Origin of the sequence: Proteiniclasticum ruminis, from assembly GCF_900115135.1 — a bacterium.
Taxonomy (GTDB): domain Bacteria; phylum Bacillota; class Clostridia; order Clostridiales; family Clostridiaceae; genus Proteiniclasticum; species Proteiniclasticum ruminis_A.
Map to the genome: position 1 here is coordinate 40,811 of NZ_FOVK01000013.1, position 14,558 is coordinate 55,368.

A 14,558-nucleotide genomic window follows, 5' to 3' on the forward strand; every position below is an offset into this window, starting at 1 on the left:
AAACCCCTCATTTACTCTTACTCTTTTCTGAATCCTCTTTGCAGTATTTGTGTTGATCTTTCAGTTTCATGTTAATTCTAAGGCAAATAAGTATAATATTATTATAATCTTCACTAGAAAAATATGCCATACACCCTTGAATTTTTGACAAAATATTCATAGCCTTTCCATTCTGTCCATGGATTGCCAAAATAATACACGTCATAAACATAGGACTTTTCCGGTTCAGCTCTGAACTGCTTATCCCAGAAAAAAAATATTCTTTCGCTCTCAAAAACCACTGCAAACCCAGTGCTAAGAATGAGTTCTCCTCCTGCTCCTCTGTAAAAAATTCAGTACTTTCCTAAAAAAAGCGCTATACAAAAAACCTTTCTGTAAGGTATGATGATATAGGTTTCCCTTCATCCGAAAAGGTATTTGGTATTCCAAAATAAACTTAATTAAATTTATCATCACACAAAATCCACAACAAAGGAGCGACAATTCATTATGTGGTTACTGTTTGCCATCATCACCACCCTATCCTGGGCATTCTCTGATCTGTTCTACAAAAAGGGCGCCGTCCCTTCTGATAAAACCAGTCACTTAAAGACCGCCATCATGGTGGGTCTTGTCATGGGTCTCCACGGCTTCTTCTATATGCTGATAAAGGACGTGGAGTTTTCCCCCCTTTACCTTGTCACCTATTTCCCTGTGTCCTTCATGTACATCCTGTCCATGACCGTCGGTTATCTGGGACTGCGCTATATTGAGCTGTCCATCTCCTCCCCCATACAGAATTCTTCCGGCGTGGTCACTGCGCTTCTCATTTTCTTTTTCTTTGACCACACCTTAAGCTGGATGGAGATCTTAGCCATTGTAACCATTACCCTGGGGATTCTGGCCCTGGCTTTGGAGGAGAAAAAAGAAGCGGAACTTCTCCCTCTCTCCCCCCAGGAAAAAAAGAAGTACCGCACAGGACTCTTCGCCATCCTGTTTCCCATCCTCTACAGCATCATTGATGGACTTGGTACATTTTTTGATGCCATATATCTGGATGAGCTGCAGCTCATCGGAGAGGATCAGGCGCTTCTCGCCTATGAGTTCACCTTTTTCCTCTGCGCTCTCCTGCTTCTTCTTTATCTCAGAATAAAGAAAGAACCCTTCTCCCTTCTGAAACAAAAGGACCGGGGACTGGCCGCAGCCTTTGAAACCCTGGGGCAGTTTTTCTATGTATTCGCCATGGCGAGAAATGCCATCATCACCGCCCCTCTCATCGCCTCTTACAGTGTGTTTTCCGTGCTTCTTTCCCGAATCTTCCTGAAAGAGAAACTGAATCAGCCTCAGTATGCCAGCATCATCACGGTGCTTTCAGGAATCCTCGTTCTAGCCCTTTCTGAAGTGCTTTAAAACTTTATAACGCAAAGCCGCAGCTCTACTTTTTCATAAAGCGCCAGAACTGCGGCGTTTTTTTCCATAAAAAACTGTCAGGTTTTCTTCTTGCAATTAACTTCAGGCCAGATCCACCGATAAAGAGAGTAAAGATTCTATGAGAAACTCAACTGGGTATAGAGCAGCAAAATAAGAATCTCCATACGCATCAGAGAAGGAGATGGCTATGCTACGTCAATCTGTACGAGAAGAAATCACCACGAAGATGAGTCACATTGTACTCATCACCTCCATCTTTTTATACTCATTTCTAGGTATCCTTTTAATCATTTCCACCCGGGATCCCCTGGATCATCTGGAGCTTTTCAACCTGCCCGGGGTCATCACGGCCCTTCAGATGCTGATCTCCGTATACCTTGTGCTGCAGCTGAAAAAGCTCGGTCTGAAAACCGCTCTCTTTCTGAACTTCTGCAGCATCCTCAGCGCAGCATTTTTTACCATCACCACCAGAACCATCGAAGCTCTTCCAGGACTTTTCATCTACACTTCGCTGGGTTCTATCCTGCTGCTCATCGACCGGTATCAGTGCCAGGTCCGCACCTATCTCAGAGAAATTGAAGAACACAGAAAACTTCTGGAAAAGAAAGAGGAGCACCTTCTGAGACTGGCCTATACGGATTCCCTGACATCACTTCCGAACCGTGATTACTTCCAGGAGAAGCTGGAGAAAAAATTGGCCAGTTCCTCAGAGCACCTGTCTTCCTTCTGGGTGGCTATCCTGGATCTGGACACCTTTAAGAATGTCAACGACAGTCTGGGACACGAGGCCGGGGATAAGATCCTCAAAGAAACCGGCAGACGCCTATCCTCCATCCGCAGGGAACAGACCATCATCGCCAGAGCCGGCGGAGATGAGTTTCTCTTCATGGTGTCTGACACCAAAACAGAACAGGAAATGAAAGAATACCTGAAAGAGATTCAAGGGGTTTTTCTAACACCCATGACCGTAGAAGGTAGAAGCTTTCAGATTGCCGCCAGCATCGGTGTGGCTGTGTACCCGGCAGACGGCATCACCGGACTCGAACTTCTGAAAAATGCAGATATGGCCATGTATGAATCCAAGTACCTGGGGAAAAACACCGTTACTCTATGTGATGCCTCCATCAAAGAAAAAGTGAGGAGAAGCACAACTCTTCTCTTTCATCTTCAGGGCGCATTGGAGCGTAAGGAGTTTCACCTGGTCTATCAGCCCCAGCTCTCTGGAAGAAACCACCACATCATCGCCTTTGAAGCGCTGCTTCGGTGGACCAGCAGCGAAACCGGACCCGTATCGCCTGGGGAGTTCATTCCCCTTGCTGAAAAGTCCGGTCTCATTCACGAACTTGGCCTGTGGGTCTTCCAAAAAGCCTGCCAGGATCAGCGAACGATGCAGAAACACCACCCCTATCCTCTGTATCTTTCCATTAATCTGTCTTTGCAGCAGCTACTGGATCCGACTTTTTGTGAAAAAGTCAAAAACATCCTCTACGAAGAATCCGCTGACGCCAGCCGCATTGTACTGGAGGTCACCGAAAGCGTCGCCTTCCATCATGACAGCCGCGTCATTGACAATCTGATGCTTCTGAAGCGCCTGGGATTTCTCGTGGCCTTGGATGATTTTGGAAAAGACTACTCCTCCCTTGGCCGCATCACCTACCTGCACGTGGATATCCTGAAGATCGACATGGATTTCATCCGGCGTATTGATGAAGGAAACCAGAAAGATCTAGCCATCATCCGCTCCATCATCCAGCTGTCCAGAAATCTAGGCGCTAAGGTTCTTGCAGAAGGTGTGGAGAATGAAGCTCAGCGGAACTTTCTCCAGGCAGAAGGCTGCGACTATCTGCAGGGATACTTCTTCCATAAAGGGCTTTCCCTGAATGATGCCCTAGATTTACTGAAAAACACTTCCTCCAGCGAAGCTGCCGTATAAAGATCGCAGTGCATCGGCACGAATTAGAGCATAAAAAAAAGACATTCCCATCAGGTTTTTAGCCTGAAAGGAATGCCTTTTTTACTTTAGCTTGTTTTTTCTTTTTTTCGTCTCATGAGATGGAATACTCCAGCCAGAACAAGCATTGTTCCTAAAAGAGGAATAAATACCTCATTTTCAGACTCCCCTGTGGCGGGCAGCTCATCTCCAGGAGACTGACCTTCTGTATCGTCAAACTCCAAGGTGTTCACCACCGTCATTTCCACAGGATCCGGTTTCACAGGGCTGCTCTCCAGAATCGTAAAGGCAAAGACCTCCTCATTTCTGGTATACCCTTCCGGCGCTTTGATTTCTTCTATGGTATATCTTCCAGGTGCCAGATCCTCCACCTTGATGAATCCATTCTCATCACTCACAAGGAGGATGCTTTCACCTTCATCAGGAAGATACTTCAGCTCAAATTCGGCACCCTGTAATGGCTGACCGTCTTCGTCCACTTTTTTCAAGAGAAGACTTCCCTGGTAGTTCACAAACTGTCCAAGATCCAGAACATCTGGAGCCCCAAAATGCTCTTCTGTCACAGTGAACTCAAGTGTCTGTTCATTTCGGATATAGCCCGCTGGCGCAGAAGTTTCCTTCAGCACATAGCTGCCTGGGAAGAGGCCTTCCGCTTTCACTTTTCCTTCCTCATCAGAGACCAGTTCTTTATGGATCAGGTTTCCTTCCTGGTCCCTCAGCTCAAAGACAGCTCCCGCTAAAGGCGCTCCCTTTTCATCGGTCTTTTCCAATACAATTTTTCCTTGATGATTCATCAAAGTGCCTACAAGAATTCTCTCTGGTTCTCCAGCTGCATCCTCAGAAATTCTGAACTCATGAAGGGTCGGATCCAGAATAAAGCCTGTCGGAGCGCTGATTTCTATAAATTCATATCCACCCGGGGTTAGACCTTCTACAAGGATCTGCCCCAGCGCGTCGGTTGTAAGTTCTTTTATTGTCACATCGTCTTTTCTTAGGGCGAAGACCGCACCTTCCAATGGATTTCCACGCTCGTCGGATTTTTGAAGAAGAACACTTCCCTGCCAGTTGATGAACTCATCCAAGGTGAGCGCCACAGGCTCTCCTTCTGCTTCCATGGGAATCTCAAAGGATACTCTGTCGATATTTCTGATGTAGCCTTCCGGCGCTTTTGTCTCTTCCAGCCAGTAGCTTCCTGGGGAGAGTTCTTTTAGACGCAGGGAACCTTCTTCATCTGTCGTCAGATTTTCCCGAACCAGGAATCCTTCTTCGCTGTAAAGCGCAAATTCTGCATCCTTCAGCCCTGTTCCATCCTCTGCTGTCTTTCTAAGGACAGCTGAACCTTTGTAATTTACCAGTGAACCGGCATCTACCGCTTCCGGAGCCCCTTCTTCCGAAGAAGCTATGGTAAAGTTAACTTTCTCTGTATTTTTCAGATATCCTTCCGGTGCTTTCGTCTCCTCAAAATAGTACTTCCCAGGAGCAAGACCTATTGCCAGAACCTTTCCATTTTCGTCACTTCTCAGGTCTTCTCTGACCCGCTCTCCTTCTTCTGATACCACATCAAAAGTTGCACCTGATAAAGCATTTCCTTCATGGTCTGTCTTCATCAGATAGGCGCTGCCCAGGTAATTGGTATAGTCGTCCAGGTGAAGCACGTCCACAGTTCCTTCGTAAGTGTCTTCTATGGTGAATGTAATTTCTGTCAGATTCAAAAGGTAGCCTTCTGGAGACTGCACTTCTTTCAGCACATAGGTGCCTGGAGACAGCTCCTTTATGAGCACCTCCCCTTCTTCGTCCGATACAAGCCCCTCCTGAAGAAGAAGTCCTTCCTCATCATAAAGAGCAAACTCTGCCCCTGTCAGTCCATAGCCTTCCTCATCCACCTTTTTCAGAACAGCTGCGCCCTTATGGTTCACAAAAGGCCCCACCAGTACGGTTTCAGGTTCGCCTTCCGTCTTCTCGGGTATGGTGAAGAGCACTGGTTCAAGGTTTCTCAGATATCCCTTTGGCGCTTCCACTTCGTACAAGCCATAGGTACCTGGTGTGAGATCCGTGAGTCTAACTTTTCCTTCTTCATCTGTGGTGAGACCTTCCACCAGCACTTCTACTCCTTCTTCGTCTCGAAGCTCAAAGACAGCGCCTGTTAAAGGCTCATCTTTTTCATTTGTTTTTACAAGTTCTGCACTGCCTAAGTAGTTGATAAAACTTCCTAAATGAAGCGCTTCAGGTACTCCTTCCACACTTTCAGAAATGGAGAACGCCACAGTCTTTGTATTGAGAAGGTATCCTTCCGGTGCTTTGGTTTCTTTCAGAAGATACTTTCCAGGTTCAAGAGATCCCATGCGTACCACACCCTCTTCATCAGAAGTGATGTTTTCCAGGACCACGTCACCAGACTCTTTATATAAGGCAAAGACCGCTCCTCTAAGTGCCTCTCCTTCGCTGTTTTCCTTTTGAAGAAGGGCAGACCCCTTATGGTTTTCCATGGATACCGAAACTCTTTCAGGTGCTCCAGCATCAGTCTGTTGTATGCTGAAATACAGCGGTTCAAGGTTCCTGATATAACCCGCAGGAGCCTTGGTTTCCAGGAAGTAATACTCTCCAGGAGAAAGATCCAAGAGGATCAGCTCGCCTGCTTCATCTGTCACAAGACCCTCCATGAGAGCCTCTTCCACACCTTCCTGATAGAGACTGAACTCTGCTCCTTCAAGACGCGCTTCTTCTTCCCCGAGTTTTGTGAGAAGGACAGAGCCCTTGTAGTTTACAGCCTCTCCTGCATTCACCTGAAGCGGTTCTCCTTCGGCTTCATCTGAAATTGCAAAAGCCACAGGTTCTTCATTGATGATATAGCCTTCCGGCGCTTTCATTTCGATGAACTCATAAGAACCAGGCGCCAGATTTCCAGCAGTGACAAGCCCCATGGAGGTGCTGGTGTATTCACCCACCTTCACGCTCACACCACCCAGTATTTCATGCAGCGCAAACACTGCACCGCTTAACGGATTTCCATTTTCCGATACTTTCATCATACGGACAGAACCTTTATAGTTGATGCGGTCTCCCGCAACAACCACGGCAGGCTCGCCGATTTCACTCTCAGGAATCACAAAGGTCTTTGGTGTTCTGTCCAGAACATACCCAGCCGGCGCTTTCGTTTCCACAAAGCTGTACCTTCCCGGGGAAAGATTCAGTGCATGAACTCTTCCATCCGCTCCGGATATAAGGTTCTCCTGAACCGTAACTCCCTTCTCATCCACCACCTTAAAGACAGCTCCCTGCAGCGGATTCTTGGCAGCATCAGTTTTATAGAGTCTTGCCGCGCCTTTGTAGTTGATGTAGTTGCCCAGATTAAAGTCTTTTGGCGCACCTTCCACCATCTCTGGAATGGTGAAAACCAGTCCCACTCTATTGAGAAGATATCCCGTTGGCGCTTTGGTCTCCAGGAGCTCATAGGTTCCTGGAGAAAGATTGTTCACCCTCAAGACTCCTTGTGCATTCACCGAAAGATTTGCGCGAAGGACACTGCCCTCACTGTTCAGCAGGCTAAACACAGCTCCAGAGAGCCCCACACCATTCTTGTCTGATTTTTTAAGCACTACGGAAGCTTTATAGTTTCTGACATCCACCACAGGTTTCACCTGGGTGCCGTTTTCCTCGATGCGGATGTCGAAATAATGCTTCGCTGTATTTCTGATGTATCCTTCTGGCGCTTGGGTTTCCACCACATAGTATCTCCCTTCAGGAAGGTCCTCCAGATGAATGACACCGTCCACCGTTTTCAGGTTCTGCACATAAAGAGTGCCATCTGCTTTATAGAGATCAAACATCGCTTCTGAAGCAATGAGTGCTCCTGCCGAGGTGATTTTTCTTATGGTTGCTTTAGTCTTCTCGTTGATGAAGCTTAAAATCTTCATCTCTCCATCCTCGGTGTGATCCAGTATAACATCTATTCCATTGGCCAGTTCATCGCTGATGACATAACCCGTGGGTGCTTTCAGCTCTTTCAGAACATACTTGCCCCTTCTAAGACCGCCAAAGGTCAGCACACCATTTTCATCTGTCACAGCTTCTCTTAAAAGCTGCTTCTTATCCGAGGTGTAGAGGCCGAAACGTGCTCCGGAAAGTAGCACTTCCTCCTCACTGATCTTTGTGAGGGTAAGACCGCCCCGGACACTGGTTCCAGTTCCACCACCATCATTTTTCTTCACGATTTCTGAAGAGGACCCGCCACTCACATCCTCTTGAACATTCTTTCCTGTGGCCGTATAGGCATTTTTTATCGCTTCGCCCTGAGGCGCCAGTGGATCAATATAGGAGCTGTAGCTCAGCACATAAGCTTCAGTGATTTCATTCGGGAAGCTCAGCTCAAACCGCTCATTGCCCGTGACAGGATCGGAGTAGAACTCCAGGGTGTAATCCTTGTCTTTTTCCAGCACTGTGGTTGATTTGGTGATATTCCCATTTATATCTACAACTCCCAGGACAACTTCAAAGGTTTCTTTCAGTAAGACCGAATTAAGATCCGGACTGTCTGTCAGGACATAGTCCGTAAGTTTCGATTGTGTTGGATTGAGATACACAGTCCAGTCGGCACGCTCATTGAAAGCTCCAGCCTGTACCCCTTTTTTATCCGCCAGTTTTCCGCCATAGGGAATGTTCACTGTGGCATTTAACCCAAAGCTGGTCTCTCCACTTTGGAAGGTCGCACTGTTTCGGACAGAAGGCTCACTGATCAGCTCATTTTTGAACTGAGTCTTAAAGCGGATCCCCACAGCGGTCCTCTCGCCCTCCTGTCCCACAAGAGACACGGTGATCCTGTTTCCATTTCCTTCTGAAGGATATACCACCTGATACAGTTCAGAAGCCAGTATCTTCTCATTGATGATGCCCCCTGCTCCATTCACTTCATAGGTGAACACAGACAGAGAATCTGTCACATATTCCTGGCTGGCATCCAGCGCATCGGAAATGGTATAAGGATTCCCAATGGGAAGTCTTGCATAATTGGTATGGATAGACCAGGTGATCTTTTTCTCCACTGCGTTATAACTGCCATTCTTGACACCATTTTTTGCTGTGTGTCCACTAGGCGTAGTGTTTACACTGATACCACCAATGGTATAGTCTTTTCCATCATACTTCCAGCTGATCCCTGCAGTATTTCTGTACGTTGCCGTGTCATCACTGTTTCTTTCAAAATGAGTAGTATAGGTGAGTGTCAGCTGTTTATCAATGGTTCTTAAAAATTCTATTTTAAAACTTCCAGGCGCAGATCCTGCCGGAGCCGTGTAAACCAGCTTGTAGTCTGTCCCCTCCACTAACGTCACATTACTGCTGTCCTTGATCAGCACTGTATCTTCAAGAAGTGTTAAGCCGTCTCCTGTGAACTGATCCGTAAGCACCAGATTCTCCATGACATAGCCATTTCTGTTGATGACCACTTCAAACCGGATTTCTTTCTTTCCCACATCGGTGCCCACTCTTCTCTTCACAAGTCCCTGCTGTCCATATCCGCCGCTTCCGGAGGATTCTTTCCCTTGTCCAGTTTCCACTTTATTATTTACTGTGCCTGAACCTGTGATGATCGGATCTCCCGATGTATTCACCAACTGAGTTTTGTAGCGGATGACATAGGCCTGTCCCTCAACATCCTGCAGGAACTGAAGTCTGAATCCTGCCCCCGGGGTATAGGTCAGTTCATAGAGCTCATGACTCAGTGGTATTTCTGAAGGAGAAGCATTCCCCTCCTCGTCAATGTCCACTGGATAAACAAAGAGGCTGTCATTCACAAGATTCATAACCCCCGCTGGAGTCCAGGTATCTGTCAGATATGCCACATCCATGGGAATGTTTTTTTCATTGTAGTTGTATTCAATCTCCCACTTCAGCTGCTGATTTACACTGTCATAGACCGGTGATTTCTTTTTCAGCGCATCTCCGTAGCCGCTGGAAACGGTGGCCTCTGCTGTATTCATCTTGCCATCGCTTATGAGCTGTGCTTTGTTCTTAAAAACTTGAACTCCTGAGAAGCCTTCTGAAGGCTCCTGAATGGTTGTGGTGTACTCCAGACGGTATGCCCTCTGAAGCTCTTCTTCTTTTAATCCATGAAGAATGATCTTAGGATTACCTGAAACCATCTCCAGGGTGTATAAAGAGGGATCCAAAATTTCCCCTGGGGTTCTTTCCCCTTTGGCATTCATTTCCAGCGTTCTCACCACAAGGCTGCCTTCCTTGAACATCATATGATTTGGCATCACATCGGTGACCACCGGATCCACCATCTTTAAAAGAGCGGTGTTGATGTCCACACTCCAGTAGGCTTCTGTGGCGTTCCATCCTTCCCGGTTGATGGTCCCTTTTTTGTCAATGGCAGTGCCTCCTTTGGGGCTTACAGGAAACTTCAGTGTAAAATCAGGATACCCCTCAAACTCGATGACCTGTTCTACGGTCTCATCCATCTCTTCTTCATCCAGAAACACCCGGAAGAAAAAGCTTCCCTGAACATCATCCCCATCCACATTCTCATTGAAGAGGAAGTTCACCAGACCATCTGTAGAAACGGTCCAGGTTCCGATATCTCCCAGAAGCCCACTGGTTGCAGTAACAGGCTTCAGCTCCTTTGGCAGCGGAAAACTCATAGTATCTCCCGCTTTCACTTCATGACCTTCCAGTAGATGGAAGGTGAACTGGATCTTCCCCGTTTCTTTCCCATCGATGCTGTAGGGATTGTCAGCGCTGAAAATATTTCCAGCCTCATCCGTAAATTGAATCTCAATAAACCGGAAGTCTTCTTCCACTGTGCTCAGAGAAGCACTTTCTTCAGGAAGAGACAAAGCTTCCTCTCTGTCCTTTTCTTCCTCCATGGGTGCAGGCACAAAGCTAAGGACGTAGCCCTCATCCGTCAGATCCAGAACTGCGGTTCCTTCCTTGTCTTCTCCTGTCACCTTAAACGGAATATGAAGGATTCCTTCAAAGCTCTCGTCTCCTGATATAGAGAAGTTGAGCTTTCCATTTTCAAAGGAGATCTGAAGCGCCGCTTCCAAGTCCGTAAGGTTCTCAGGCGCAAAAAAATCAGGTAAGGCTAAAGTGAGATTGCTCTTTTCTTCTCCCTCCTGAAGGGTCATTGTCATGTCCAGTGCCAGAAGATACTCTCCACCAGCTTTCATGGACTTTGTAAGATTCTTATCAAGATCTGTCACATAGGCTGCTCTGATCAAAGATTCTTCTCCTACTGCATCTCCGTGCACTTCCACCGGAATGGTAAACACACTCTGCAGAAGTAGAATCATAGCAAGAAGCAGCGCACTTACTCTACGCAGGGTTATTCTCATGGTTCGTCCTCCTTTGTTTTATAGTTATATACAAATAAAATTAAATACTCTTATGTCGAAATTTGTTTTATTTGCCAGTATTTTTTTCTTATAGTACTAACTACATATAGTTATTTATATTTTATCAAATTTATCCATGGGAGCTCTTTCATTTTTTGCGTATCCATATGCAAATTTTGACGAATCCCAACCAGACTCAACTCTAACCGCTATTCATGCTATAATTGAATTGGTTTAGGTGTTTGAGGAGGAGAATGCTGTGTGGCTAATTTTATCTGAAAAAGACAAAAAGAAATATGCTATCCTGGATGCACTTTATAGAAAATACGATCCAGTCACAATACAAAAACTTTCTGAGTTATCAGATCTTTCTCAGCGCAGCGTCCTCAATTATTTAGAAGAACTAAAAAGGGATCTACTGACGCTCCACGGTGAGATCCTCTCTTCCAACGAAGGCATCCGACTGCGCATCCCCAATCATATCGGTATGGATCATTTTCAAAGAAAACTCCTAAGAGATAGTACTGGATTCCAAATTTTAAGACTGCTATTCTTAAAAGGCACCATTTCTTTAAGTGATTTACAGGATCAGTTCTTCCTGAGCTCCTCTTCTTTAGAACGTCTTCTGAAGAAAATAAGAACAGCTCTTGAGCCGTATAACATTCAATTATCAGGAAGTCCAGTAACTGTTAGAGGTCAAGAGTTTTTCATACGGAGATTCTACACACGGTATTTTATTGAAGCCTATACTTATAGCGAATGGCCCTTCGAAAACCTTAATAAAGATACTCTCGAGAACCTATTAAGTACTTATCCCCCCTACTGTACAGAGTACAGTAGCTTTATCAAGAAGAAAGAAATCCTTTTTCAGTTTGCGGTAGCACTGACAAGAGCCCAGAAAGGACACCCTCATCCAGACTACCCAGTATCCTTCTTCACCGAGAAGAAGCTGCCCGAAATCCGCCAAGAGCTTCGCCAAAGCCTTACCGGCTTCCCACTTGGCACACTGGCTCTGGCTCCCGTCTTGAATGAGCTCTCTTTCATGAAGCTTCAATATACTACAGACTACTACAAAGAACGGCTTCAAAAAGACCCTGCTTTTCAGGAAAGCACCCGGGAGCTCTTCAGGCTGATTCATGAAACCACAGACCTTTTTCAGCTTCCCCCACCGAAGTACTGGCCCTTTCTCATTGAGCTGTATAAACTCCTGCAGCTCCATACCAAAGGAAAGGAATACCAGATTCAACCAGATTATCTGCTTTTCAGAAGCCGGGACTTCATCATCGTCACCCATCACCAAGTGGAGTATCCCTTCTTCTATACCTATGTAACCAGTTATTTCAAAGACATCCTGAAAAGCCGTGGTGTGACCGTATCTGAAGCGCTTCTGGAAGAGCTCTACTATACACTTCTATGCCACAGCGAGAGCCTCACAAATCATCTCTTCAAAAACTTCAAATCCTGTAAAGTGCTTCTTTACAGCCACCTCAGTCAGAATCACGCTAAAGCGGTGGAGGACGTTCTCATCGCAAACTTCAACAGCATGATCGACGTGGAAATCTATACAGAAGCAGAGCTTACAGAAAAAGATCTGGAGAGATACCAATTTGATCTTTTAGTCTCCACCACCTCGGTGGAGATCGACATAAAAAACGCGGTGCTCTATCTCCATTTCCATGAAAGAGGCTACCAGATCAGCTCCATCTACAAAGCCATCAGCACCGTGGTGGACAAGAAAAAGACTGATCAGATGAAACGGATCAAGGACTACATGGACAAAAAAGTGACTTTGCAAGAAAATCCTCTGACTGAAACCACATCCATTACCCAGTATTGGAAATAGGCAAATGAAAAGGCAGGCGCTGAATGCGCCTGCCTTTTCATCTACCTGCATCTTATATCCTGTCAATCAGAGGGAGAAAACGACGGATGAATGAACGTTCCATCACCTGCTTCCTGATTTCAGAAAGTACAAACTTTGCTTTTGGATCTTCAAAGGTATGATGGAGATCCTCCCGGAAGCTTTGATTGCTGCTTCTATGAATCTGCCTAGTAACAATATCCACATAGACATAGAAATCATCCAGCGTAAGCCGGAAATCCCGTTCTTCCTTCTCATAGGACTCCATCATGAGATGCATCAGCTTCAGGTGTGGTGTCAGTTTATTCTCTCGTCGGTGAAATCCAGAAAATCCGTAGATCATTGTTGCGGTATTATAGTCCATGTTTTCTCACTTCTCCATTTCTACTGAAAAAATACGTTTATGCTAAATTTATCGAAATTATATCAAGAGATTTAGAATTTATCAACCTGTGTCTGTTTACAGGTAGTGTCAATTTACTGTAGGAAAAAAATAATCGGAGATCCCCCAGCATTTTTATGTGTCATAGACCTCGTATACTCTTTAAGATCACAGAAGTCCCTGATTTCTTACCTTGAAGATAGAATGAAACATTGGGAAGCACTCCACCCGATACTTGATTTGCCTTTCTAAGAACACGACGATCCAGCTTGAGAATACGAGCTGCAGTACTTTTTCTCAAGCTTTCTTTTTTCAACTGTTCAAAGAAACTCCCGCCATTTTGGCAGAAAATCCGCATGCTGCTCATGTGGATCAATCCATCCTTAGACCAGCCCATAGGTCTAGAACTCAGTCTATCGGAAAGCACGTGGCTTACATGTCCCTCGGCGCTACAACCTACGTAACCATGGGCCTTTTGTCGCTGTATACCTTCCCAGTTATTCCAAATATAGGTCCTTGCCATGCGTATGGATTCCTTCTTAGGTTCTGATGGAGTCTCTTGCAGCATAACACGAAATAGATCCGCTACAGCTCTTTTCATCCCCTTACGGATGTACTGCGTAAGAGGGACTCTGACATAATCCATATGAGCCGTAGCGGTTCTAATGTATTTTGCCAGATGGAATCTGTCCAGTACATATTTAGATTTAGGAATCCAATTGATTCCTTCTTTGATCCAAGATGCTCCATCTCCTGATAGATAGACTGTTCTAACTTTTTCCATATCATAGGTTTCTTCCAGATAATTGGCTACATCCAACCATAGAGACTCATTATCCGACAGAGCGGTAAAATAGCGTTTATGGATCAGCTGATGGCGATTTTTGGATAAGGGCTTACGCCCTTCATGGACATACACAATCTTGGCGATGGTGGATTTTCCATTCTGCAATGCAACATGATCCTCATCTGCTTCAATATAGAGCACAGAGGGCGTGCTATCCTTTCTGTCGGACATTTCCGCAGCCTCATTGGGGATAGGCTCTCTGCCTTTTATGACGTTCATCACACTCATCTTGGAAGTTATTCCACTGTAGGACAAAGCATCGATCGTTTTCTGATATGACATAGACGTTGCATGTTCCATAATCCTAGCTTTCAAGCCTAAATCCATTCTCTCATGTGGAGTGAGTCCTACCTGGTCGTCAGACAGGTAAGCGTACGCTCCTGTCTGCTTATGGACATAATACGTCCTCCTGAAAGTGATTTCGCCTAAAACCGTATTGAGTGTCTTCTCGTCGCCATTTCTTTCCACATACCAGTCTTTCTTTCTGCTTTTGCTTTCTTTGATTGCCTGATCCAGATTCTCCATGATTTCTTTTGCCACTAGGGCCGCTGTCTTTCTGAAATCCTCTTCCAATCTTGTTGTCATCTCACTGAAGTTTATCGTTCCAGCTAGAGCTCTATGAAGATTCTCCCCATAACTCCTAGTGATAATTTCCATAGCCTGTTGTATAATGTTCATGAGAATAGTCCTCCCGAGTGTGTTTTTTGGTTGCATATTAAGCATATCATACGGGGTTCTATTCTCTTTTATTTTTCCTACAATAATTTTACACTAGC

The 14,558-nt window shown here is 45.5% G+C and carries 6 protein-coding genes; 3 read left to right on the forward strand and 3 right to left on the reverse strand.

Annotated features, from left to right (window positions below; all coding sequences use genetic code 11):
* Nucleotides 1–489 precede the first annotated feature (489 nt).
* Both BM243_RS12915 and BM243_RS12920 read left to right on the forward strand, forming a co-directional pair.
* Nucleotides 490–1,389, forward strand: coding sequence for an EamA family transporter (locus BM243_RS12915; protein ID WP_074912761.1), 900 nt, complete (start codon nt 490–492; stop codon nt 1,387–1,389).
* A 208-nt stretch (nt 1,390–1,597) separates the two neighbouring features.
* Nucleotides 1,598–3,343 (forward strand): putative bifunctional diguanylate cyclase/phosphodiesterase, encoded by a 1,746-nt coding sequence (locus BM243_RS12920; protein ID WP_074912762.1) that lies wholly within the window; start codon nt 1,598–1,600, stop codon nt 3,341–3,343.
* A gap of 86 nt (nt 3,344–3,429) precedes the next feature.
* On the opposite strand, the gene BM243_RS12925 is transcribed toward BM243_RS12920, so the two are convergent.
* Nucleotides 3,430–10,692, reverse strand: a complete 7,263-nt coding sequence (locus BM243_RS12925) for a SpaA isopeptide-forming pilin-related protein (protein ID WP_074912763.1) — start codon at nt 10,690–10,692, stop codon at nt 3,430–3,432.
* Nucleotides 10,693–10,951: 259 nt separating this feature from the next.
* Here BM243_RS12925 and BM243_RS12930 point away from each other — a divergent pair, with 259 nt between their 5' ends.
* Entirely contained in the window at nt 10,952–12,535 is a 1,584-nt protein-coding gene (locus BM243_RS12930) for an AcpB/EbpR/MafR family transcriptional regulator (protein WP_074912764.1), read from the forward strand.
* A 52-nt stretch (nt 12,536–12,587) separates the two neighbouring features.
* On the opposite strand, the gene BM243_RS12935 is transcribed toward BM243_RS12930, so the two are convergent.
* Nucleotides 12,588–12,917 carry a hypothetical protein gene (locus BM243_RS12935; protein ID WP_074912765.1) on the reverse strand — a complete coding sequence of 110 codons (330 nt, stop codon included), beginning with the start codon at nt 12,915–12,917 and terminating at the stop codon, nt 12,588–12,590.
* A 160-nt stretch (nt 12,918–13,077) separates the two neighbouring features.
* Entirely contained in the window at nt 13,078–14,460 is a 1,383-nt protein-coding gene (locus BM243_RS12940) for an ISLre2 family transposase (RefSeq protein ID WP_074912766.1), read from the reverse strand.
* Nucleotides 14,461–14,558: the final 98 nt, after the last annotated feature.

What these genes read in the sequence shown, in the direction of transcription:
- BM243_RS12915 (WP_074912761.1), top strand. Translation starts at nt 490, where the DNA reads ATGTGGTTACTGTTTGCCATCATCACCACCCTATCCTGGGCATTCTCT.
- BM243_RS12920 (WP_074912762.1), top strand. Translation starts at nt 1,598, where the DNA reads ATGCTACGTCAATCTGTACGAGAAGAAATCACCACGAAGATGAGTCAC.
- BM243_RS12925 (WP_074912763.1), bottom strand. Translation starts at nt 10,692, where the DNA reads ATGAGAATAACCCTGCGTAGAGTAAGTGCGCTGCTTCTTGCTATGATT.
- BM243_RS12935 (WP_074912765.1), bottom strand. Translation starts at nt 12,917, where the DNA reads ATGGACTATAATACCGCAACAATGATCTACGGATTTTCTGGATTTCAC.
- BM243_RS12940 (WP_074912766.1), bottom strand. Translation starts at nt 14,460, where the DNA reads ATGAACATTATACAACAGGCTATGGAAATTATCACTAGGAGTTATGGG.